We start from the raw sequence: 25260 nt of genomic DNA on the forward strand, positions 1-25260 counted from the left end.
TTGTCTAAAGCATATGAGCAAGCAGGGGTAAATATTGAAGCAGGCTATGAAGCAGTTCAAAGAATGAAATCACATGTTGAACGTACAGCACGCAAAGGAATTATGGGTACTTTTGGTGGCTTCGGCGGTATGTTCGATTTATCTGAGCTCAACTTAAAAGAGCCCGTATTAATTTCAGGTACAGATGGTGTTGGTACGAAATTGAAACTGGCATTTATGGTAGATAAGCATGACACAATCGGAGTAGACTGTGTGGCAATGTGTGTTAATGACATCGTTGCGCAAGGCGCAGAACCACTTTATTTCCTTGATTACGTAGCGGTAGGAAAAGCTTTTCCAGAAAAAATCGAGCAAATTGTCAAAGGTGTGGCGGATGGTTGTGTACAGTCAGGTGCAGCATTAATCGGTGGCGAAACAGCTGAAATGCCGGGATTATATGAAGAACATGAATATGATTTAGCAGGATTTGCTGTGGGGGCTACTGAAAAAACAGCTATAGTTACAGGAGAAAAAATCGTTGCGGGCGATGTGCTTATAGGATTAGCTTCAAGCGGTGTACATTCGAATGGCTATTCTCTTGTGCGCAAAATCGTTTTCACTGATCATGAAATGGCAACAGATGCTGTAGTTGAAGGTTTCGAAAACCTGGGTCCAATCGGTGAAGCGTTATTAACACCAACAAAAATTTATGCAAAATCGGTAATGGCTATGCTAAAAGAAGTTGATGTACATGGGATGGCCCATGTGACAGGTGGCGGTTTCTACGAAAACTTACCACGTATGATGCCTGATGGTTTAGCAACTGAGATTGAATTAGGTTCGTGGCCTATATTACCAATTTTTGATTTCCTACAACAAAAAGGGCAGCTGGCTCACAAAGACTTATTTAATGTTTTTAATATGGGCATAGGCTTTGTGATTGCAGTTAAAAAAGAAGAGGCAGCGAAAATTATAGCAATCGCTAATAAGCATGGTGAAAAGGCTTATGAAATCGGAAAAGTTATTCAAGGTGAGGGTGTCATCTTTAATGGCGAACATGATGGGAGCTTAGTATAATGATTGGAAGGATACCGATTGCAGTTTTTGCGTCTGGTAGTGGTTCCAACTTTCAAGCGATTTGCGAAGCAATTGAAGCGGGGAAAATCAATGCGAAAATCGAACTTGTTGTAACAGACAAGCCCGATGCATTTGTTGTACAACGTGCTGAATCAAAGGGGATTCAAGTACTTGCAATCAATCCGAAAAATTATGCTTCTAAAGAATGCTATGAGGATGCAATCATATTAGTATTAAGGGAGAAAAAAGTGCAATGGCTTGTTTTGGCAGGGTATATGCGCTTAATTGGCAAGACATTACTAGGGGCTTACGCTTCACATATTGTGAATATACATCCTTCGCTACTACCATCATTTCCTGGGAAAGATGCAATTGGTCAAGCAATGGCTCATGGCGTTAAAATAACAGGTGTGACTGTACATTTTGTAGATGAAGGAATGGATACGGGGACAATTATTATGCAAAAAGCGGTCGATATAATCGACGAAGATCGTGACAAAACAGAGGGTGCGATCCACGCGGTAGAGCATGAATTGTATACGGCAGCATTACAAAAATTATTAAACTAATCTTTACATAAACCAACCAATCAAGTTGGCTGTCCATTTTGAGGAGGAAAATATTGTGACAAAACGTGTGTTAATAAGTGTTTCTGATAAATCAGGTGTGTTAGATTTTGCGAAAGAGTTAGTGGAATTAGGCTATGAGATCTTATCGACGGGTGGTACAAAAAAACATCTTCAAGATAACGGTGTCGCTGTAACATCTGTAGATGAAGTAACGAAATTTCCAGAAATATTAGGTGGACGTGTGAAAACATTAAACCCGATGATTCATGGTGGTCTATTAGCAAAATATGATGATGCAGAACACCAAGCTCAGATGAAGGAGCATGGAATCGAACCAATCGAGATTGTCTGTGTGAACTTGTATCCATTCGTAGAAACTATTTCTCAAGCGAATGTGGAATTTGCAGATGCGATTGAAAATATCGATATTGGTGGACCAACGATGTTACGTTCAGCAGCAAAAAATCAAAAATATGTTACGGTAATTGTCGATGCGACAGATTATCCAGCCGTATTAGCTGAACTACAAACAGCAGGTCAAACAACAGTAGAAACACGTCGACGTTTAGCAGCAAAAGTTTTCCGTCATACAGCAGCATATGATTCGTATATTTCAAATTACTTATCAGCGGAACTAGGTGAAGAATTCCCAGAATCCCTAACATTAACATATGAACTAAAACAAAATTTACGCTATGGTGAAAACCCACATCAAAAAGCAGCTTTCTATCAAAAACGTCTTGGTTCGGATTTCTCAGTAGCCTATGCGACACAAATTCATGGAAAAGAGCTTTCATATAATAATATTCAAGATGCAAATGCGGCATTACAAATTAGTAAAGAGTTTAAAGAGCCAGCAGCTGTCGCAGTAAAACATATGAATCCTTGTGGCGTTGGTACAGATACCACTATTTCAAAGGCTTTCCAAGCAGCGTATGATGCAGATGCAACATCGATTTTTGGTGGGATTGTAGCATTAAATCGTGAAGTAGATGCAGCAACGGCTGAAAAACTTGCCACTATTTTTTTAGAGATTATTATTGCACCTGCGTTCTCTAAAGAAGCAATTGATTTATTAACTGTAAAGAAAAATATTCGTTTACTGACGATTTCTTTCGAACAGCATGCTATAGATCAATTTAATATAGTATCAGTTGAAGGTGGCTTACTTGTACAGGAGCCCGATCGCTTTGGCTTTAATGAAGCTGAAATCCAAGTTGTTACGAAGCGTCAACCGACAGAGCAAGAATGGGCAGCACTTAAATTGAGCTGGTCCGTAGTTAAGCATGTCAAATCGAATGCAATTGTCGTAACAACTGATAAGATGACGGTAGGTGTCGGAGCAGGGCAAATGAATCGAGTTGGTTCTGCTAAAATTGCATTAGAGCAAGCCGGTGAAAAAGCAATTGGTGCAGCTTTAGCATCAGATGCATTTTTCCCGATGCCTGATACAGTAGAAACAGCGATTGCAGCAGGTATTACTGCGATTATCCATCCGGGTGGTTCGAAGCGAGATCAAGAGTCGATTGATGTAGCAAATGCAGCAGGGATCACGATGGTAACGACAGGCGTTCGTCATTTCAAACACTAAGAATAAGCTTGTCCGAGTAGCACATATTAAGAATGTCGACAAGTCAGTCTTGTCGGCATTTTATTCTAGGAGGAAAAGTAATGAAGGTTTTAGTAATCGGAAGTGGTGGTCGGGAACATGCCATCGTCAAACAGTTTAAAAAGGCATCATCAGTTGAGCAGGTTTTTGTAGCACCGGGTAATGATGGAATGGCGCAGGACGCGACGATTGTACCAATCGCACAAACATCGGTAGAAGAGTTGATCACCTTTGCGCAACAAGAAGCAATTTCTTTAACATTTATTGGCCCAGAGCAGCCATTGACAGAAGGAATTGTCGATGCTTTTGAGGCGGCGGGATTACGTGTATTTGGCCCGCGTAAAAATGCAGCTCAAATCGAGGGAAGTAAAGCATTTGCCAAAGAACTAATGGCGAAATATAGTATTCCAACTGCAAAATATGCAACTTTTTCAGATGTAGCACAAGCGGTGGCATACATAAAAGAACAAGGAGCACCCATTGTCATTAAAGCAGATGGACTTGCTGCGGGTAAAGGGGTCGTCGTGGCCATAACGGAGCAAGAAGCCATTGCTGCAGTGGAAGACATGATAGGGAATCAGCGTTTTGGTGATTCTTCGTCACGCGTTGTCATTGAAGAATTTTTGGATGGTGAAGAGTTTTCATTTATGTCATTCGTCCATGCAGGACAAATTTATCCCATGGTTATTGCTCAGGATCATAAACGTGCATATGATGGCGATAAAGGACCAAATACAGGTGGTATGGGGGCGTATTCTCCTGTACCACAAATCCCACAATCAGTGATTGATGAAGCATTGTCAACTATTGTAAAACCAACTGTTGCTGCAATGGATTCAGAAGGTACACCATTCACAGGTATATTATATGCAGGACTTATTTTGACTGAAAATGGTCCGAAGGTGATTGAATTTAATGCGCGTTTTGGCGATCCAGAGGCCCAGGTCGTACTGCAACGTATGACATCAGATTTAGGTGAATTTCTCATGGCATTACTTGATGAGCGCCCATTTGACCTGCAATGGTCTGATGAAGCGGTGTTAGGTGTCGTCATCGCTGCGGAAGGTTATCCAACCTATGTTGAAAAAGGACATAATTTACCGGACCTTACGGAGTTAGAGTCAGAATTTGCTGTGTATCATGCAGGCACAAAAGAAGTATACGGCAATTATTGCGGCAATGGTGGGCGCGTTTTACTCGTAACAGCAAAAGGTGCGAGCTTAAAAGAAGCACAGGCAATGGTGTATACAGGTTTAGATGCCTATCAATGGCCGAAGTTCTTCTATCGTCATGATATTGGTTGGCGCATCGTGGATCAATAAGTATTTTTTGTGGATGATTAATAAAAGGTGAGAAATCGTATTCATTGCGATTTCTCACCTTTTATTGCGAACCTAAAAAAGGGAAAAACTAATTTAAATAGTAGAGATTACGTAGAAAATATTCTTTAAAAGTAACTAGTGATAGGTATTTTAGCGTAGAAGTAAAGGGATGCAAAGATTCAAACATCAAGAAGTAGTTTGCTGAAAAAAATATTCATGAGACTTTTTAACTGATAATAATTCCTTTTTATGGCATAATAAAATTATGATAGCGTTTTCAGTTATAAGGAGATAAGTGAGTCAAATAGGGATAAATATTAAGAAAACAGCGTAATTTCAACAATTTAATGTACAATTCATGAAATGACTGTTGTCCTGTTAGTCTCTATGATAGGATAGTATCATTCATGCACTATAATCATTAAAAATAGATTATTCATGCGTGAAACTCATAGGAAGGAGATGTATTGCTTTGCAACATCCAAATTGGAAAATTCAAGATATACGTCAACAAATAAAAGTAATAGACGGGAAAAAATCTCCTTCGATGGTGATCATAAATGCCCGCTATTTACACAGTATTTTAAAAAAATGGATTGAGGGGAATATTTGGATTTTAGGTGATCGTATCGTGTATGCAGGTCCTAAAATGCCAACAAATATGGAGGGAACAGAAATTGTTGATGCCGCTGGTAAAACAATTGTTCCAGGTTATATTGAGCCTCATGTTCACCCATTTCAATTATATAATCCACATTCGTTAGCAGATTATGCTGGTCAGACAGGTACGACAACATTTTTATCAGATAATCTGATGTTTTTCCTCGCATTAAATAATACAGATGCGTTTGCTATTTTGGATGAGTTAAAAGAATTACCATTTAGCTTTTATTGGTGGATGCGCTTTGACTCTCAAACAGAGCTAATTCGCGAACATAATTTGTTTACATCAGCTTCAATTAAAGAATGGGGAGAGCGTCAGGATGTCTTGCTCGGTGGTGAACTGACAGGGTGGCCAAGATTAACAGCCGGTGATGATCAGATGCTTTATTGGATTCAAGCTGCGCGCGCAAACCATAAAAAAATTGAAATGCATTTACCGGGAGCCTCATCAAGAACGCTTGCGAAGATGAAATTATTCGGGGGAGATGGCGACCATGAGTCGATGACGATTGAAGAAGTAGAAGATCGTTTACTACATGGGTATGCAGTTACTTTACGTCACTCTTCGATTCGCCCGGATCTCCCTATTTTACTGAAGGATATTCTTTCTAGAGAGCTGGATGTCTTTGATCAGCTTATGATGACTACAGATGGTGCGACGCCAACTTTTTATGAGGATGGTATCGTCGACAAATGTATTCGTGTAGCATTAGAAGCGGGTGTCGAACCAATTAAAGCCTATCAAATGGCATCTTATAATGTAGCAAATTACTATGATGTGACACATCTTCATGGTGTTATTGCCACAGGGCGCTACGCTGACTTAAACTTTTTAGAAGATGAATTGAATCCGACGCCAGTCGATGTATTATCGAAAGGTATTTGGCTGAAACGCAATAATGAACGTACACATTCATTAGAAAAAATCGATTTTTCTAAATTTGATAACATGGCGATCAATGTTAATTTGACAGAAGATGATTTCCAATTTTCAATGCCCTTTGGAATTGAGATGGTTAACGATGTCATTACGAAGCCTTATAGTACGAATTTGCATACGAGTGACGGCGATTTAGCAGAAGACCACGATGAATGTTATTTAATGCTTGTCGATAGAGAGGGTAAATGGCGAGTAAATACATTGATTAAAGGGTTTGCTGATGCTATTGAAGGATTTGCGACATCTTACTCAGTAACGGGTGATATTATTCTCATCGGTAAAAATGTAGATGCGATGATGTTGGCATTTAATGAGATGAAACGCATGGGCGGAGGCCTTGTTCTCGTAGAAGACGGTGAAGTGATTGCATCGATTCCACTTACGATTGGCGGTTTACTATCAGCTGAGCCAGTAGAAACGATTATTGAACAAGAATATAGATTAAAAGCAGCATTAAAAGAGCGTGGTTTCAAACATGGTGACGCAATTTATACATTGCTCTTTTTACAATCAACGCATCTACCTTATATTCGTGTGACACAGCGTGGAATATTTGATGTATTAAAGAAACAAGTACTGTTTCCATCGGTTATGCGTTAAAACACTTCACCGATTTAAAGAATAGAAGTGTTTAGGCTGTCTAATCACCGATTCAGATGATAAAATAGAGTTGTTAAGAAAACGACTGGATTTTATTTAATGAAGTTTTGGGAGGAGGACAAATACTATGCAAATCGAAAAAATTAAAGGCCATCAGACAGATCAACTGTTTAAAGCGGTTCTTGAATTAAAAAATTTAGAAGAGTGTTATAAATTCTTCGATGATTTATGTACAATGAGTGAAATTCAATCATTGTCACAACGTTTTGAGGTGGCTCATTTACTACGTTTGAAAAAAACATATGAAACAATCAAAAATGAAACGGGTGCATCTACTGCAACTATTTCTCGTGTACGCCGTTGCTTTGACTATGGTAACGATACTTATGATGAAATGCTTGGACGCCTATATCCAGAAGAACAACCATTTGATGCCGCAAGAAAATAAATAATGAAAATATGTCTTCAAGGTAAAAATAGAGCCTTGAGGGCATTTTTTTGTCTTTGCGTTACAGTAGTAGTAAGACGTTTGTTTTTGTATACTAGTAGAAGAAAATATATTTTGAAAAGGTGGATCGACGATGGACTTTAAAAGCTGGAAGCATGTATTTAAACTGGACCCGGCAAAATTCATTCATGACGATGATTTGGCACGGATTTGCCAGTCAGGAACGGATGGTATTATCGTGGGTGGTTCAGATGATGTCACCGCGGAAGGCGTTGTCGATTTATTGATGCGCATAAAAAAATTCAATATAGCGGTCGTGCTGGAAGTTTCGACAGTTGAATCTGTGACACCAGGTTATGACTATTTTTTTATTCCTACGGTCCTTAATAGTACCGATACGAAGTGGGTGAAAGATATTCACCATAATGCGATTAAAGAATTTGGTGATTTTATCGAATGGCAGCAGCTGATTGCAGAAGGCTATATTATTTTGAATCCGCATTGTAAAGCTGCGAAATTAACTGCTGCCAATACGCTGATCGACGAGGAAGATGTGATTGCTTATGCTAGAATGGCAGAGCATTATTTTAAATTACCTATTTTATATATTGAATATAGCGGTATGTACGGAGATGTTCATTTAGTTGCGGCAGTAAAGTATGAGTTGGAATATACGCAACTCTTTTACGGTGGAGGTATTTGTAATGCGCAGCAAGCAAAAGAGATGGCGCAGTTTGCAGATACAGTCGTCGTTGGTAATATTATTTATAACGATTTAGCAGAAGCAATAAGCACTGTGAAAGCAGTGAAAGATACGGTATAATTAAGAACAAATGTTTGTGAAAAGGCGGTGCAAGATGAATCAACTAACGAATAACTTACTAAAAGGTATGAATCCTCAGCAAGCGGAGGCAGTAAAAACAACGGAAGGCCCCTTGCTTATAATGGCGGGTGCAGGATCAGGTAAAACACGTGTACTTACGCATCGTATTGCTTATTTAGTCATTGAAAAAGAAGTGCGTCCTACCAATATTTTAGCCATTACATTTACGAATAAAGCAGCGCGCGAGATGCGTGAACGAATCGATGGAATTCTAGGGAATGGTACGGGTGACCGCATGTGGGTTTCGACATTCCACTCAATGTGTGTCCGCATTTTACGTCGCGATATTGATCGCATTGGCTACAATAAGAACTTTTCAATTTTAGATACGACGGATCAGTTATCCGTTATTAAAAGCTCGTTAAAAGAATTGAATATTGATCCGAAACAATTTGATCCAAGAACGATGTTAAATGCCATTAGCTCAGCAAAAAATGAAGGTGTATCTGTTGCGGATTTCCAAGCGCAAGCTAGTGCAAATAATCCATATGAACAAGCGGTTAGTAAAGTATATGACAGCTATCAAAAACGATTGCGTAAAAACCAATCATTAGATTTTGATGATTTGATTATGATTGCGATTCGTCTATTTAAAGAAGTACCAGAAGTGTTGGAGTATTATCAAGACCGCTTCCAATATGTTCATGTTGATGAATATCAAGATACAAACCATACACAGTACGAACTTGTACAACTATTAGCAAAAAAATCTCAAAATATTTGCGTTGTAGGTGATTCAGATCAGTCTATCTATCGCTGGCGTGGAGCAGATATTAAAAATATCCTTTTTTTTGAAAAAGATTATCCTGGGGCAAAAACAATTATGCTCGAACAAAATTATCGTTCGACAAAAACAATTCTAAAAGCAGCAAATGACGTCATTAAAAATAATTCAAGTCGCTTTCCAAAAGAACTGCATACACAAAATGATGACGGGGATAAAATTTCATTTTATCGTGCGTATAATGAAAAGACAGAAGCACAGTTTGTCGTAAAAACGATTCAAGAGATTATGTTACGCGACAATCGTCCAGCGGAAGATTTCGCTGTGTTATATCGTACGAATGCTCAATCGCGTGTCATGGAAGAAATGCTCGTAAAATCCAATATGGATTATACGATTGTTGGCGGTACAAAATTCTATGATCGTAAAGAAATTAAAGATTTATTAGCTTATCTACGTTTGATTGCTAATAATGATGATGATCTATCGTTGGCACGTATTATCAATGAGCCAAAACGTGGTATAGGTGCAACTTCATTTGATCGGATTGCGGTGAATGCTTTCGAAGCAGATCGTACGATATTTGATGCACTAGCAGATGTTGATTTCATGGGACTACCAGGAAAAGCAACAAATGCAGCAATTGCTTTCCATGGCATGATTAAGCGCCTAACAGACCAGCAGGAATTCATGTCTGTGACAGAACTTGTAGAAGAAATTCTAGATAAGTCAGGTTATCGTGAAATGTTGCGTATGGATAAGACAATTGAAGCGCAAAGTCGCCTAGAAAATATCGAAGAATTTTTATCTGTAACAAAAACCTTTGAAGCACAAAGTGAAGATAAAACCCTGGTCGCCTTTTTAACGGATTTAGCATTGATTGCTGATATTGATTCATTAGGTAAGGATGAGGAAGAAAAACCAAAGGGTGCAGGAATTGTATTAATGACGATGCACTCAGCAAAAGGGTTAGAGTTCCCAGTAGTTTTCATCATCGGTATGGAAGAGAATATTTTCCCACATTCACGCTCTTTGCAAGATCAAGATGAAATGGAAGAAGAACGTCGCTTAGCATATGTAGGGATTACACGTGCAGAAAAAACACTCTATATTACATGTGCACAAACACGTACTATTTTTGGACGCAGTAGTTTTAACAAACCATCACGTTTTATAGAAGAAATTGATGCCGAAATTGTCCAAAATATTGAAAATGCTGGACAGGAACCGGGTAATGGTATGATTAAAAGTTCCACTCGTCGCGCACCATCCGGTTATCGCCAAGCACCAACAGGTAAAAAACTGCAAACGACGACTGCTCTTAAAGAGTCAGGTGGCGATAAGTTATCATGGACTACTGGCGATAAAGCATCCCATAAAAAATGGGGCATCGGTACAGTTGTTAGTGCAAGAGGAACTGGTGAAGAGATGGAGTTGGATATCGCATTCCCGAGCCCAGTAGGCATTAAACGTTTATTGGCGAAATTCGCACCAATTGAAAAAGTTTAGTAGGACGATGGAGGAACATCATGGCAAATAAAGAATTACAAGAAAAAGTAGCGCAGTATAATAAATTACTACGTCAATATGGCCATGCTTATTATGTCTTAGACAAGCCGGTCGTTACAGATACTGAATACGATCAGATGCTCAATGAGCTAATTCAAATTGAAGAGCAGCATCCAGAATTAATCTATCCGGATTCACCGACACAAAGAGTGGGTGGCGAAGTATTGAAGGGTTTTACAAAAGTAACGCATCAATACCCAATGCTTAGCTTAGGAAATGCTTTTAATGAAGAAGATTTGCGTAGCTTTGATGAACGTGTTCGCGGTAGTGTTGGCAATAAGTTTTCCTATGTCTGTGAATTGAAAATAGATGGTCTAGCCATATCGTTAATTTATGAAAATGGTTTATTTGTTCGAGGAGCAACGCGTGGTAACGGTACAATCGGAGAAGATATTACAGAAAACCTTCGTACCGTTCATGCCATTCCATTGAGACTAACTGAAGAAGTATCAATTGAAGCACGTGGCGAATGTTATATGCCAAAACGTTCCTTCACGAATTTAAATAAAGCACGAGCAGCGGAAGAAGAAGAACTTTTTGCCAACCCACGCAATGCAGCGGCGGGTTCTTTACGCCAATTAGACCCGAAAATAGCAGCAAGCCGTAATCTATCGACATTTATGTATGCGATTGGTGGCAGTGGTGAAAGTTATCACCTATCAAGTCATAGCGAGGCATTGGACTATTTGGATCGCTTAGGGTTCCAAACAAATCATGAGCGCCGTAGTTGCCCCTCGATTGAAGAAGTCCTAACGTATATTACAGAATGGACTGAAAAACGTGAGTTGCTGCCATATGAAATAGACGGCATTGTCGTCAAGGTGGATCGCTATGATCAACAAGATGAACTCGGCTTTACAGCGAAGGCTCCTCGATGGGCCATCGCTTATAAATTTGCTGCTGAAGAAGTTGAAACAGTTGTATTAGATATCGATTTGACAGTTGGACGGACAGGGGTTGTGACGCCGACTGCTATATTGAAGCCTGTACAAGTTGCCGGTTCGACTGTTCAAAGAGCGACCTTGCATAATGAGGATATTATTCGCGAAAAAGATATTCGTATTGGTGATGCGGTTATTATTCGAAAAGCGGGTGATATTATTCCTGAAGTTGTATCGGTATTATTCGATCAACGTACAACGGATATAGTCGCTTTTGAAATGCCGAAAAATTGCCCTGTTTGTGACAGTGAGCTTGTTCGTATCGAAGGAGAAGTGGCTATTCGCTGCATTAATCCAAAGTGTTTTGCACAAATTTCTGAAGGTGTCGCACATTTCGTATCTCGTAATGCTATGAATATTGATGGTTTAGGAGAGCGTGTGGTGGAACAATTATTACGTGAAGAACTAATTGCCGACGTTGCCGATCTTTATGCCTTACAAAAGGAGACATTATTAGAACTCGAACGTATGGGTGAAAAATCTGTGACGAATTTATTAGCTGCAATCGAGGCATCTAAAAGTAACTCGCTGGAAAAATTATTATTTGGCTTAGGTATTCGTCATGTAGGTGCAAAAGCAGCGAAGTTATTAGCTGAGAATTTTGAAACGATGGATGCGGTGATGACAGCAACAGAAGAGCAGTTAATCGCAATTGATGAGATTGGTCAGAAGATGGCCGATTCGATTATTACGTATTTTGAAAATGACGAGGTACATGATTTAATTGCGCGTTTAAAAGGTTACGGTGTTAATCTGACGTATACTGGAAAAAAGGTGAATAGCGCAGATATCGATAGTGCCTTTAGCGGTAAAGTCATCGTTCTGACAGGTAAATTAGAACAGCTGACTCGTCAAGAAGCACAGGCGAAAATTGAAGAACTTGGTGGCAAAGTAACGGGGAGTGTTAGCAAGAAAACAGATCTTGTCATAGCCGGTACAGAAGCAGGTTCAAAATTAGCAAAGGCGGAGCAATTAGGCATTGAAGTATGGGATGAAAATCGTCTCGTAAATGAACTGAAATAGACAAATAGATGATGGAAGAACTATTACCTGTGGAAAGTACACGTATGGTCGTGCACAATCCATAGGTATTTTTACAGTAAGAGACAATTAATTTACTGAAGCGAATCATTTTGCTTGTTTTTTTCATAGTTACTATAGAAAAAATAGTGCATAATATAAATAAAGATGTCATAGTAATTGAAATAATGCATGAATAAAGCGAACGTTTTACAATTTATAACGTCATTTATTGTTATAAAGATAAAATGATTACTGTTAAAAGTAGTTTCTGATGTTCAAGACATTCATACAGCATCTCGTCGATAAATTTACAAAGTAAAGGAGCCATTGCTAAAATGAAAAAACTCCGCTGGATTCCAGTAGTGTTAACTGCTGTCATGCTTGCTGGGTGTACATCACCACTTTCTAAAGAAACGAAAGAGGTCGTGTCGTCGAACAAAAATGATGAGGAAACAACAATAATTCCGAATACGACAATTGATGGACAGTACTACCGCACTCTTTTACCATATAAAGAAAGTTTAAGCCGTGGCTTAATCGTATCGAATGTCTATTCGAAGTATGATGTGAAAGAAGTCGAAAATGGTTTGACGCGTATTTCGCGGAAAATGTATAGTCCAGATGATTATTTCTTTCAAGAGGGCCAATATTTAGACAAAGATACCGTATCTAGTTGGCTTGCGCGTAGCAACCAAACAGAGGATGGTTTGAATCCAAGTGACAAAGGCTTATCGGTTAAAGACCGAGCAACAAAAGCACCTGTTTATCTAGCTCATATTATTGAACAAGATTATTTGACACAATCAGGGAAAAATAAAGTGAAACTTTCTGGTATTTCAATTGGTCTAGCGCTTAATTCTATTTACTACTATCAAAAAGAAGCATTTGGTGCAACATTTGAAGAACCTATACCAGATGCAAAAGTTTTAGAAAATGGACAAAAAATAGCTGATCAAATTGTAAAACGTATGCGAGATATTGACGGCTTAGCAAATGTACCAATTACGGTAGGTTTATTTAAACAACAAGAACGCGGCGCAATCGTACCTGGTTCATATATTGCATATGGCGAAACAGGAGAAGGCAAAGCGAGCATTAAAGATTGGAAAAAAATCAAAGAACAATTTGTACTCTTCCCAATGAAAAATCCAACGGATGAGTTTAGACAAGTAAATGATAATTTTACTGTGTTTAAAACGAATATCGATAATTATTTTGCTAACTCTGCCAATATTATCGGTACGGGTTACTATACGGATGATACTGTTGAAACATTGAAAATAGATATGCCGATTAAATTTTATGGTTCAGCTGAAATTACTGGTTTTGCACAGTATGTCTCAAGTGAAGTATTAAAGCAATTTCCGAAAAATATGAAAGTAGAAGTGAGTATTACATCTGTGAATGGACCGGAAGCGTTGGTTGTCAAAGAACGTAATGATACGGAAACATATGTACACTTATACAATGATTAATATAGGATAGACGACGCGCAAGAATCATATGATTCTTGCGCGTTTTTTAGTTCTATTGTAAAGGAGGATTTATAGGGAGTACATGTAAATCACATCGTAAGTGATCTGGATGTATCAAAAATGTTGAAAAACGAAGAATGGATCGTTGTTTATGTAAGAAGTGAACTAGGTGGTTGCATGACTGATTCTTGTTATGATGGCTCACGAAACGAATCATAGTTGACTTATAACGCAAGTGTTACAGTGAAAATCGAGTAATCGATTCATCAAGATTGTTGTAATTACAAGGAAAGAAATAAATCATACGCTATTAAAAACAATAGGAATTCCTGTTGCTTTTTCTCCAATCGTAGTTGAACATGAAGAAACGAATCCATATGTGAAAAATAAGGGTTAAAATCTCACAACTATAAAATACATGGATCACCATCCTGTTTATTCTGTATCAACAGTTGTTATAGAAGGCTTCAAGCACTTTTTGAGCGAAGAGGCGTAGAAAAGGAAGTTACCATTTTGTGAAAACCCTTTATTTTCAAGTGGTCTCTAACGCTTTACTACATAAAAGCATCTTGCTTACAGTAGGGCAGAAATGATATTATTGTACGTATGGTTATCGAATTTGGAGGTGTAAAACATGGCAAAACTTACAGTTGATGAAGTAAAACACGTAGCAAATCTTGCACGTCTAGCGATTACAGAAGCAGAAGCAGAAAAATTCGCAGAGCAATTAGGTGCTATAACTGATTTTGCAGCTCAATTAAATGAATTAGATACAACGAACGTAGAACCGACTACTCACGTTATTCCACTAGTAAACGTACTACGTGAAGACGTTGCTGCAGAAGGACTTCCTCGCGATCTAATGATGAAAAACGTAAAAGAACAACAAGATGGTTTAGTAAAAGTTCCACCAATTATGAACGATTAAGAACAAACCAAGGAGGCATATCGGATGTCATTGTTTAAACATACATCAGCAGAAATGCAAGAGCTTCTTAAAAATAAAGAAGTATCAATTGCAGACTTAACTGCTGAAGCATTTGCTCGCATCGACGCATTAGACGGCGAAGTAGGCGCATTTTTAGCATTGAATAAAGAAACAGCAACTGCACAAGCAGCTGAAATGGATCAAGTTCCATTTTCAGAGCGTGGACCACTTTTTGGTTTACCAATTGGTGTGAAAGATAATATCGTTACAGAAGGATTAGAAACAACTTGTGCTTCAAAAATCCTTGAAGGTTTCAACCCTATTTATGATGCAACTGTTGTACAAAAATTACGTGCAGCTGGCATGATTACTGTAGGGAAAGTGAATATGGATGAATTTGCAATGGGTTCTGCAAACGAAAACTCAAGCATCAAGCCTGTTCACAACCCTTGGAATTTCAACCATGTACCAGGTGGTTCTTCAGGTGGTTCAGCAGCAGCAGTAGCAGCTGGCGAAGTACCATTCACATTAGGCTCTGATACAGGTGGTTCCATCCGTCAACCAGCAGCATATTGTGGTGTAGTAGGTATGAAACCTACATACGGTCGTGTATCACGTTTTGGCTTGGTAGCATTTGCATCTTCTCTAGATCAAATTGGACCAATCACTCGTAATGTACGTGATAACGCTTTAATCCTTGAAGCAATCTCAGGTGTTGATGAGCATGATTCAACTTCAGCAAATGTGGAAGTACCAAGTTTTGTTGATGCTATTACAGGTGATATCAAAGGTCTGAAAATCGCTGTACCAAAAGAATATTTAGCTGAAGGTGTCAGCGACGCTGTACGTAATTCTGTACAACAAGCAATCGACACACTAAAAGGTTTAGGTGCAACTGTAGATGAAGTATCATTACCGCATTCTAAATATGCCTTAGCAGCATACTATATCCTTTCTTCTTCAGAAGCTTCATCTAACCTTGCGCGTTTTGATGGGATCCGCTATGGTTTCCGTGCTGAAAATGTTGCAAATTTAGAGGAGTTATATACACAAACACGTGCACAAGGTTTTGGCGATGAGGTTAAACGTCGTATCATGTTGGGTACTTATTCATTAAGTGCTGGTACGTATGACGCATATTATAAAAAAGCACAACAGGTCCGTACGCTAATCAAAAAAGATTTTGATGATGTTTTTGCAAACTATGATGTGATTGTTGGACCTACAACACCAACGCCAGCATTCAAATTAGGCGAAAACTTACAAGATCCAATGACTGTATATGCGAATGATATTTTAACAGTTCCGATTAACCTTGCCGGTGTACCAGCGATCTCAATCCCATGTGGCTTTGATGGCGACCTACCAATCGGTTTACAAATTATCGGTAACTACTTCGCAGAGGGTACAGTTTACAATGTGGCAGATTCGTTTGAAAAAGCGACAGACTTCCACACGAAAACACCTCAAACTTGGGAGGTAAAATAATATGAATTTCGAAACAGTCATCGGCTTAGAGGTCCATGTAGAATTAAAAACACAATCTAAAATTTTCTCACAATCACCAAACCATTTTGGTGCTGAACCAAATACAAATACGTCAGTTGTCGATTTAGGCTATCCAGGCGTATTACCTGTAGTCAATAAAGAAGTGGTAAACTATGCTATGCGTGCAGCTCTTGCATTGAATATGGATATTAACCAAAATACTAAGTTTGATCGCAAAAACTATTTTTATCCAGATAATCCAAAAGCGTATCAAATTTCACAATTTGATAAACCAATTGGTGAAAATGGTTGGATTGATATTGAAGTAGATGGCGTGAAAAAACGAATCGGTATTACGCGTCTTCATATGGAAGAAGATGCAGGTAAACTAACGCACGGCAAAAACTCATCATTAGTCGATTATAATCGTCAAGGAACACCGCTAGTAGAGATTGTTTCTGAACCAGATATCCGCACACCAGAAGAAGCGTATGCGTACCTTGAAAAAATCAAAGCAATCATCCAATATACTGGCGTATCAGATGTACGTATGGAAGAAGGGTCACTACGTTGTGATGCCAATATTTCAATCCGTCCATACGGTCGCGAGGAATTTGGTACAAAAGCGGAGCTTAAAAACTTAAACTCATTCAACTTTGTACGTCGTGGTCTTGAGTATGAAGAAGAACGCCAAGCAGCTGTTTTAAATGCCGGTGGCGAAATCAAACAAGAAACACGTAAGTTTGATGAAAAAACGGGTAAGACATTGTTAATGCGCATTAAAGAAGGTGCAGATGATTATCGTTACTTCCCTGAACCAGATTTAGTGAATATCGTAATTTCTGATGAGTGGTTAGAACGTGAAAAATCACTAATTCCTGAATTACCAGATGCACGTAAAGTACGATATGTAGCTGAATTTGGTCTACCAGCATATGATGCACATGTCTTAACATTATCTAAAACAATGGCAGATTTCTTTGAAGCTACTGTGGCAGAAGGTGCAGATGCAAAACTTGCTTCAAACTGGTTAATGGGTGAAGTAAGTGCCTATTTAAATGCTGAACAAAAAGAATTAGAGCAAACTGAATTAACACCAAAAGGCTTAGCTGGAATGGTGAAATTGATTACTGCTGGCACAATCTCTTCTAAAATCGCTAAAAAAGTTTTCAAAGAGTTAGTTGAAAATGGTGGCGAGGCAGAAAAAATCGTCAAAGAAAAAGGCTTAGTGCAAATTTCTGACGAAGGTGCTTTATTGAAGATGGTAACAGATGTTTTAGATGCAAATGCGCAATCGATTGAAGATTTCAAAAATGGTAAAGATCGTGCGATTGGTTTCTTAGTTGGTCAAATTATGAAAGCATCACGTGGTCAAGCTAACCCACAAATGGTTAATAAGTTGCTAATTGAGGAAATAAACAAACGCTAAATTTTGCGTGAAATTAAACCGCTTATAGTCGATGAAGGTCGATTATGAGCGGTTTTCCTATTTTGGTACTCTTCGTCCAATTTTATAGACCATTTCACCCTGTTTTTTTGTATCATTGTAATATAAACTTTATATTGTCGTAATAAATGATATAGTTTTAATGGCAGTGAAACTTTTTATAAGCTAAACACGTTAATAGTAATATGTTGGAAGGAGCAAGTAAAATGATGAAAATGAAAGAAAATAGTACATTAGGTTTCATCAGTAGAACTTTATTTTATTTTAGTATTTTAGTATTGCTCGTATTAATTTATGGTTTCCATGATATGAATGCAGGTCCATTTATTTATGCTGAGTTTTAAGAAAGGAAGTGTTACGTATGAATATGCTGCAGCAAATCGCTACTATCGCGGCAGCAAGTCCAGAGAAAATAGCATACAGATCTGAAGGGGAAGTTATTTCCTATGGCGATCTCTGGCAACAATCAAATGAGGTAGCAGCCGCAATCCGTGCGAGCAATCTCAAAAAAATAGTCCCATTGCGATTTACGGACATATGTCACCACAGCAAATCGTTGCCTTTTTAGGAGCGACAAAAGCTGGTCATCCTTACATTCCGCTTGATATTTCGATTCCAAATGAACGCGTATTGCATATTTTGGAAGCATCGAAATCTTCACTACTACTTTCTACAGAGCACTTGGATTTACAAGTAGCTACGCCGCACCACACAGTAGAAGAAATGCGACAAAAAGGTGAACACGCAGAGGACGACACGGCTACATGGATCGAGGAAGATCAAGTTTTTTATATTATCTATACTTCCGGTAGCACTGGAAAACCAAAGGGCGTTCAAATTTCACATGCAAATTTATCTCACTTTGTTGATTGGCTAGGGGAAGAATGCTCTCTTCCAAATGGTGTCTTTTTAAATCAAGCACCATACTCCTTCGACTTATCAGTGATGGACCTTTACCCAGCTTTAGCTTTAGGTAATGAGCTTCATGCGCTAACAAAAAAACAGATTGAACATGCCGCTAGTCTTTTTGAAGAATTACAGCAATCAAAAATCGCTGTTTGGACGACGACGCCTTCATTTGCAAAAATTTGTTTAATGAATCCCGAGTGGAATGAACAAATGATGCCAAATTTACAAACGTTTTTATTTTGTGGAGAGGTATTACCAAACAGTGTAGCAAAAGAATTATTAATTCGATTCCCACAGGCGAAAGTCTTTAACTTATACGGTCCAACGGAAACAACAGTGGCTGTCACTGCGGTGGAAGTAACGACTGAACTATTAACTAAGTACGAACAATTACCAATCGCAAAAGCATCATCGTCAAAATTGAAAGTATTAAATGATACGCTTCAATCAGTAGAAGATGGGCAAAAAGGTGAGTTGGTGATCTTTGGCGATACAGTTAGCTCTGAAGGCTACTTATATGCCACTGAGCAGAGTGAAGAAGTATTTAAAGATTTTGATGGTGAGCGTATCTATAAAGCCGGTGACCTTGGTTATTTGAAGGATGGTTATATTTTTTATGCAGGACGCTCAGATTTCCAAGTAAAATTACATGGTTATCGCATGGAAATTGAAGAGATTGAGAAAAAAATCGAAGCCTTAAAAGAAGTGGCAAGTTGTGCTGTATTACCTATTAAAAAGGATGAAGAAGTTGTGTCACTGACGGCTATGATTGTCTTGCACGATGAATTGGTAGACAAACCATTCAAAATGACAAAACATTTAAAAGCGTTATTGTTACAATCCATTCCAAGTTATATGGTGCCTAAAAAATTCACGTATTTAGCAGCGATGCCATTAAATATTAATGGTAAGATTGATCGAAAAAGATTGGCGGTTGAAACAGATTTATGATTCCGTATAGTGACTTTACCTTCTTTTATATTATCGGTATTTTATTAATACCATCCGTTATATTAGGGTTAGTAGGACGTTCATCGAAAAAATATAATATGTTTATTTCGGTTATTATTCTTGCGCTAATCTTTGGTGTTAGAATGGGTGATTTTTCAATCAATTGGAAATCGTTCATCTCTATTACTCTGTTTACAGTATTCCAAGTACTCTTGATTAAGTGCTATCATAAATATCGTATGACTAAAAATACAGCATCTATTTTTGTCCTTGCCGTAATTTTGGGGATTTTACCATTAGTGCTTGTAAAAGTGCTACCATTTTTTGACTTGCATGTATTTGGCTTTTTAGGGGTATCCTATATTACGTTCAAAGCGGTTCAAATTATTATGGAAACACGCGATGGCATGATGAAAAAAGAAAACATTGCCATTTCAGAACTTATTTATTTCCTCTTGTTTTTCCCGACAGTGTCATCAGGTCCTATCGATCGGTGGAAGCGATTTGATAAGGATTTTAAAACGATTCCAACGAAGGACGCTTATCGTGAGATGTTATACAAAGGTATTAATAGCATTTTCTTAGGTTTTTTCTATAAGTTTATCGTTGCCTTTTTGCTCTACAATAAAGTATTAATGTATTTACCAGATCGTACATTCGGTAATTTAAATTTCTTTGAAGGTCATTTAATGTATATGTATGTCTACAGTTTACATTTATTCTTTGATTTCGCCGGCTATAGTTGTTTCGCCATTGGTGTCAGCTATATTATGGGTGTTAAAACACCTCAGAACTTTAATTTACCGTTTATCAGTCGAAATATTAAAGATTTCTGGAACCGTTGGCATATGAGTTTGTCCTTTTGGTTCCGTGATTATGTTTATATGCGCTTCGTTTTTTGGATGACTAAGAAGAAGTGGATTAAAAATCGTTTTGTCGTTTCATATATTGGTTATTTCTTGTTATTCTTCTTGATGGGAATATGGCATGGTCTCGAACTTCATTTTGTTGTCTATGGACTGTACCATGCACTACTCATCATTTGCTTCGATAAATTCGAACGATGGAATAAAAAGAAAAAAATCTGGAAAGATAATAAATGGACACATGCACTGGGAATTATCATTACATTCCATGTAGTATGTTTTGGTTTTTATATTTTCTCAGGTACACTATTTTAATTAAAGGGAGATTTTATTATGAATAAAGAAAAAGTATTTGCTATATTAGCTGACATTTGTGAAGATGATGTTGTATTAGAGGAGCACGACATTGATTTATTTGAAGAAGGTTTATTGGATTCTTTTGGTACGATTAACCTATTAGTAGAATTCGAAGATCAATTAGGTATTAATGTACCGATTACTGTGTTCAATCGTGAAGAATGGAATACACCAAATAATATTGCAGAGAAGCTTGCTGAGCTTGCATGAAGAAAATAACGTTCATACCGCTGTTCATTGCGGTAGTACTCTTTCTCGTATTTTTATTCTTTCCGAATAAAATAATAGAAAAATGGATTTCAGATGACCGAGTTGAACTCGCTAAAACGGAGATGAATCCACTCGTTTATCAAGGTGCCTATATGCAATCGCGTATGCTAAAAGGGGATAATATGATGCCAATATTTGGCTCATCTGAATTAGTACGCTTTGACCCATTCCACCCATATAATTATACGAAGGCAGCCGATACGCCATATGACACATACTTAGTTGGGCGTGGCGGTACTCAAAGCTTGACTCATTTTATGAATATCGCTGAGCAAGGAAAAGATTTACGTGGTAAAAAGGTAGTATTCATTATTTCACCTCAATGGTTTGTGAAAGAGGGCTTGGATGAATTTCATTTTTCGCCTAACTATTCGATGTTGCAATCATATGATTTAGCTTTCAATAAAACGATGGATCGATCGTTAAGAAAACGCGGGATGGAGCGTTTATTGCAATTTGATACAGTACAACGAGATCACATTTTAAGAACGATGTATGAGTACGAATTATCCGATCATAAAGAGCGCAAAATTTTAGGAAGAGCAGCAAAATTTGTCGGTTCATTCACCCGTCAACTACAACATAAAAAGGATATTTATTATTCATTATTTGTAGGTGATTTCAAAGGAGATTTGAAAGCACAGCCGGAACTAGTGGAAGACCGTACATTTGCTGAGCAAATTAAAGCGTCAGAACAATATGGTAGTGAGCGTGTCAATAATGATTACGGTATTTCTTCTCACTACTATAATAAAAAAATAAAACCAAAACTGGCTCTATTAAAGGACTATAAATCAGAAGAAGAATATACAGAATCCCCTGAATATGAGGATCTTCAACTTGTGATGGATGCCTTTAAAGATGCAGGAGCGAAGCCTTTATTCGTATCTATCCCATTAAATGGTAAGTGGTATGACTATGCTGGTTTTGATAAGGATCGTCGTGATGCCTACTATGAAAAAATGGATATGGTTTTAGAAAAATCTGGTCATGCCTATGTGGATTATACCAATCATGAGGATGACCCGTATTTCTTAACAGATACATTGCATATTGGTTGGAAGGGCTGGGTTTACCTAGACCAAACCATGGATGATTTTTATAAACATGATTAATCATACTTTTTTCTACAACTGTTGAGTAGATGAGTATATGTAATCGGAATAAATAGCACAATATAAAAGCCCAATCCTGTACTAAAAAGGATTGGGCTTTGTTCATTAAGGGAAGTTGCAATACTTATGCAAGTGATTTACGGTGTTGACGAATAACGAGTGCAACGCCATAGAGAAAGGCAATAGTAGAAATGATGCTCAGCATATAGTAAAAAATATGGCCGCCAAAAATAGTGTAAATATAACCACCAAGCGCTGATGAAATAATACCAGATATTCCGAAAAATAGCAGTGCTAGAATTGTTTGACCTGTAGCGCGCCATTCGGCTGGTACAATCTGATACAAATACTGGATAGCGGCAGTATAAAAGATAGGAAAGGTCACCATTTGTAATACTTGAACGGCAATTAGAGCATAGGGACTTTCGACAATACCCGAAAGTAGGAAGCGAATAGCATAAAAGAAAATGGCAATTGTGATTAACTGTAACTCACGTCCCTTTTTCAACCAGAGAAAACTCAAAGCGAAAATAAGAATTTCTGTTGCTGCTGATATAAAGAAGGCAATACCGACTAATTTTGTATCACCGTTCAAGGATCCGATATGTATACCTAAAAAAGTATCATTCATGCGGGCAGGAATCGATGAGATGAAAATTAAAATTAAAAATAAAATCATTTCTTTATCGAAGAGCAATTTTTTTAAGCCAGCTTTAGAAATGGGTACGACGGTTGTTGGAACATCTCGTAAAAAGAAGACAATGATAAAGCCAACTGTACCTAGAATGGCAAATAAATAAGAAATACTCGACATACCAAACCAGTCCATTGTATAACCAACAATAAGAGACATAATTGCAAAGCCTAATGCACCATATGTTCTTACAGAGCCATAGCTGATTTTTAATACTTCGGATGAAGTGAAGCTCAAAGACTCCGTCAGAGGATCTAAGGGCATTAAAAAAGCGTAAACAACAAGTGTCAAGACGATGATCATGGTAAATGAGGACAATTGATAAAGTGCAAAACCACCAATTGTTGTGAGTAGTATGAGTAAAAGAATCACTTTACGTACAGTTTTGAAGCGGTCGCTAATCATACCGAAAAATGGTTGGGCAATGATGGTGATGAAACCACCTGCACCAATGATGATACCAACCTCAGATTCATTGAGTCCTTGTGCGGTCATATAGACAGGTAGAAATGGTATGAATAACGCCAATAAACCGAAGAACATAAAATTATAGCTTTTTAATAATGTTTTTTGAATATGATCAAATCCTTCCAGAAAATCAGTCTGATTTAGTGTACACGATTATTTTGGCAATAGAAAGAGTAGAAACATATCGAAATAGTTATTAAAGCGGTTATTTGTTACAATATAGAAAGATTATTAGAGGGGGAATGGACATGCAAACAGAATTGGATTATTTTGTACAAGGTGTACCACTTGCTGAATATATGGATCAAATGACAATGCTCAAGGATAACTCGTATAGAGTATTTAATGGTTTTGATCTACCAACAGATGAAGAATTCATGCAACTACTACAAGAAAAAAACCCAAAAATCCTCGTCATTACGGAAGACTGGTGTGGCGATGCCATGATTAATAATGCAATTTTACGCAAAATTGCGGAAGCGGCTAATTTAGACGTTCGTACCGTATTACGCGACCAAAATCTCGATCTGATCGATGCTTATTTAACAAATGGTGGACGTGCAATTCCCATCTATATTTTCTTATCAGATGCGGGTGAAGTGATTGGTCAATGGGGGCCACGCGCGCCTGAACTACAGGCCTATGTTATGAAAATGAGAGAATTATTACCTGAAAAAGATGCGCCAGATTTTGATGAAGCACAAAAGGAAATGTATATGGCGATAGGTGAAGAAAATGCATCCAATGAGCAGTTTTGGAATTGGGTATATGCCAATCAAAAAGAAGCATTACTCGCAGCAATTCGCTAGTATATTTTGCAATAAAGGGTCTGATGGGCTACAATAAGTTGTTGTAATTTTAGCGTATCTTTTGGAACCAAATGGAAATTAAAGCGTTATATGTAACAGGGGAAATATTGAGAAGTAGGAAGGTAAACATATGAAAAGAGCACGAATCATTTATAATCCAACTTCAGGCCGTGAAGCATTCAAAAAAAGGCTACCTGAAGTATTAGAAAGATTTGAGATTGCTGGTTTCGAAACTTCTTGTCATGCAACAACGGCTGAAGGAGATGCGACCATCGCTGCTAGAGATGCAGTAAACCGCAATTTCGATATGATTATCGCAGTTGGTGGAGATGGCACACTAAATGAAGTTGTCGCCGGCGTGAGTGAGTTTGAAAACCGCCCGAAAATCGGATTGATACCAATGGGTACGACGAATGACTTCGCTAGAGCCGTGAGAATACCTAGGGATATCAACAAAGCAGTTGATATTATATTGCAAGGTGACTCATTACCAGTGGATGTAGGAATGTCTAATGATCGATACTTTATTAATATCGCAGGTGGTGGCCGTATTACAGAGTTGACGTATGAGGTCCCAAGTAAACTTAAAACCGTCATTGGTCAGTTAGCTTATTACTTAAAAGGCATTGAAATGTTACCATCAATCAAACCTACGAAAATGCATATTGAGTATGATGGCGAGGTATTTGAAGATGAAGCGATGATGTTTTTGATCGGCCTAACAAACTCAGTAGGCGGCTTTGAAAAACTTGCACCAGATGCCAGTATTAACGATGGCTTATTTTCAGTATTTATCTTAAAAAAATGTAATATAGCAGATTTTATTAAACTTATTACATTAGCAGTTAGAGGCGAGCATTTAAAAGATCCCCATGTTATTTATGCTAAAGCAAAAGAAGTTAAAGTCTATTCAGATGATAAAATTCAATTGAATTTAGATGGAGAATATGGTGGCGATGCACCGGCAACATTTAAAAACTTAAAACGCCATATTGAACTATTTGTACCGCTTGAAGATATTAGAGAAGAAGATAGAATTCAGGAACTGCTTGAGTAATTCAAGCAGTTTTTTTTTGTCTTTTTTATGATTTCATCATTCAAAAAGTAAAGATTACTTCACACTTCTCTCACGAATA

The 25260-nt window shown here is 37.8% G+C and carries 21 protein-coding genes; 20 read left to right on the forward strand and 1 reads right to left on the reverse strand.

The genetic code is table 11. The features are described 5' to 3' along the window. The 18 genes from purM to dltD all read left to right on the forward strand — a co-directional run bounded on the left by purM (position 1) and on the right by dltD (position 22153). On the forward strand, positions 1-1056 hold the full coding sequence (gene purM, locus DEX24_RS08930; protein ID WP_109306084.1) for a phosphoribosylformylglycinamidine cyclo-ligase: 1056 nt from the start codon (positions 1-3) through the stop codon (positions 1054-1056). Continuing rightward, positions 1056-1625: a phosphoribosylglycinamide formyltransferase gene (gene purN, locus DEX24_RS08935; protein ID WP_109306085.1), complete on the forward strand. Its 570-nt coding sequence runs from the start codon at positions 1056-1058 to the stop codon at positions 1623-1625. Before purM ends, purN begins: the two co-directional genes overlap by 1 nt. A 55-nt stretch (positions 1626-1680) precedes the next feature. Further along, the gene (gene purH / locus DEX24_RS08940; RefSeq protein ID WP_109306086.1) at positions 1681-3216 is read left to right on the forward strand and encodes a bifunctional phosphoribosylaminoimidazolecarboxamide formyltransferase/IMP cyclohydrolase; all 1536 of its coding nucleotides are present in this window, start codon (positions 1681-1683) and stop codon (positions 3214-3216) included. 80 nt (positions 3217-3296) lie between these two features. Further along, positions 3297-4556: a phosphoribosylamine--glycine ligase gene (gene purD / locus DEX24_RS08945; RefSeq protein ID WP_109306087.1), complete on the forward strand. Its 1260-nt coding sequence runs from the start codon at positions 3297-3299 to the stop codon at positions 4554-4556. Positions 4557-5028: 472 nt separating this feature from the next. Next, positions 5029-6759, forward strand: coding sequence for an adenine deaminase C-terminal domain-containing protein (locus DEX24_RS08950; RefSeq protein WP_109306088.1), 1731 nt, complete (start codon positions 5029-5031; stop codon positions 6757-6759). A gap of 127 nt (positions 6760-6886) precedes the next feature. Continuing rightward, positions 6887-7207, forward strand: coding sequence for a YerC/YecD family TrpR-related protein (locus tag DEX24_RS08955; RefSeq protein ID WP_109306089.1), 321 nt, complete (start codon positions 6887-6889; stop codon positions 7205-7207). A 133-nt stretch (positions 7208-7340) separates the two neighbouring features. Then, positions 7341-8030 carry a heptaprenylglyceryl phosphate synthase gene (pcrB, locus tag DEX24_RS08960; protein WP_109306090.1) on the forward strand — a complete coding sequence of 230 codons (690 nt, stop codon included), beginning with the start codon at positions 7341-7343 and terminating at the stop codon, positions 8028-8030. Between the two features lie 34 nt (positions 8031-8064). Continuing rightward, positions 8065-10323 carry a DNA helicase PcrA gene (pcrA, locus tag DEX24_RS08965; RefSeq protein WP_109306091.1) on the forward strand — a complete coding sequence of 753 codons (2259 nt, stop codon included), beginning with the start codon at positions 8065-8067 and terminating at the stop codon, positions 10321-10323. A gap of 20 nt (positions 10324-10343) precedes the next feature. After that, positions 10344-12347 (forward strand): NAD-dependent DNA ligase LigA, encoded by a 2004-nt coding sequence (ligA, locus tag DEX24_RS08970; RefSeq protein ID WP_109306092.1) that lies wholly within the window; start codon positions 10344-10346, stop codon positions 12345-12347. Between the two features lie 335 nt (positions 12348-12682). Continuing rightward, positions 12683-13822, forward strand: a complete 1140-nt coding sequence (locus tag DEX24_RS08975) for a CamS family sex pheromone protein (RefSeq protein ID WP_109306093.1) — start codon at positions 12683-12685, stop codon at positions 13820-13822. Positions 13823-14456: 634 nt separating this feature from the next. Then, the gene (gene gatC, locus DEX24_RS08980; RefSeq protein ID WP_109306094.1) at positions 14457-14750 is read left to right on the forward strand and encodes an Asp-tRNA(Asn)/Glu-tRNA(Gln) amidotransferase subunit GatC; all 294 of its coding nucleotides are present in this window, start codon (positions 14457-14459) and stop codon (positions 14748-14750) included. A 24-nt stretch (positions 14751-14774) separates the two neighbouring features. Then, positions 14775-16238, forward strand: a complete 1464-nt coding sequence (gatA, locus tag DEX24_RS08985; protein WP_109306095.1) for an Asp-tRNA(Asn)/Glu-tRNA(Gln) amidotransferase subunit GatA — start codon at positions 14775-14777, stop codon at positions 16236-16238. Between the two features lies 1 nt (position 16239). Next, on the forward strand, positions 16240-17667 hold the full coding sequence (gene gatB, locus DEX24_RS08990) for an Asp-tRNA(Asn)/Glu-tRNA(Gln) amidotransferase subunit GatB (protein ID WP_109306096.1): 1428 nt from the start codon (positions 16240-16242) through the stop codon (positions 17665-17667). A gap of 224 nt (positions 17668-17891) precedes the next feature. Continuing rightward, on the forward strand, positions 17892-18029 hold the full coding sequence (locus tag DEX24_RS08995) for a teichoic acid D-Ala incorporation-associated protein DltX (RefSeq protein WP_109306097.1): 138 nt from the start codon (positions 17892-17894) through the stop codon (positions 18027-18029). Positions 18030-18222: 193 nt separating this feature from the next. Then, entirely contained in the window at positions 18223-19545 is a 1323-nt protein-coding gene (dltA, locus tag DEX24_RS09000; RefSeq protein WP_249033884.1) for a D-alanine--poly(phosphoribitol) ligase subunit DltA, read from the forward strand. Further along, positions 19542-20726: a D-alanyl-lipoteichoic acid biosynthesis protein DltB gene (gene dltB / locus DEX24_RS09005; protein ID WP_109306098.1), complete on the forward strand. Its 1185-nt coding sequence runs from the start codon at positions 19542-19544 to the stop codon at positions 20724-20726. The genes dltA and dltB overlap by 4 nt, the downstream gene beginning before the upstream one ends. A gap of 18 nt (positions 20727-20744) precedes the next feature. Continuing rightward, the gene (gene dltC, locus DEX24_RS09010; protein WP_109306099.1) at positions 20745-20978 is read left to right on the forward strand and encodes a D-alanine--poly(phosphoribitol) ligase subunit DltC; all 234 of its coding nucleotides are present in this window, start codon (positions 20745-20747) and stop codon (positions 20976-20978) included. Further along, the gene (gene dltD / locus DEX24_RS09015) at positions 20975-22153 is read left to right on the forward strand and encodes a D-alanyl-lipoteichoic acid biosynthesis protein DltD (RefSeq protein ID WP_109306100.1); all 1179 of its coding nucleotides are present in this window, start codon (positions 20975-20977) and stop codon (positions 22151-22153) included. The genes dltC and dltD overlap by 4 nt, the downstream gene beginning before the upstream one ends. 124 nt (positions 22154-22277) lie before the next feature. Here dltD and DEX24_RS09020 read toward each other — a convergent pair whose 3' ends face one another. Beyond that, a complete protein-coding gene (locus tag DEX24_RS09020; protein ID WP_307725576.1) occupies positions 22278-23441 on the reverse strand; it encodes an MFS transporter in 1164 nt (387 codons plus the stop codon). A 122-nt stretch (positions 23442-23563) separates the two neighbouring features. Here DEX24_RS09020 and DEX24_RS09025 point away from each other — a divergent pair, with 122 nt between their 5' ends. Next, the gene (locus DEX24_RS09025; protein ID WP_109306102.1) at positions 23564-24124 is read left to right on the forward strand and encodes a thioredoxin family protein; all 561 of its coding nucleotides are present in this window, start codon (positions 23564-23566) and stop codon (positions 24122-24124) included. 130 nt (positions 24125-24254) lie between these two features. Beyond that, positions 24255-25181, forward strand: coding sequence for a diacylglycerol kinase (locus tag DEX24_RS09030; protein WP_109306103.1), 927 nt, complete (start codon positions 24255-24257; stop codon positions 25179-25181). Positions 25182-25260 lie beyond the last annotated feature (79 nt).

It is taken from the genome of Kurthia sibirica (assembly GCF_003143975.1).
GTDB classification, from domain to species: Bacteria; Bacillota; Bacilli; order Bacillales_A; family Planococcaceae; genus Kurthia; species Kurthia sibirica.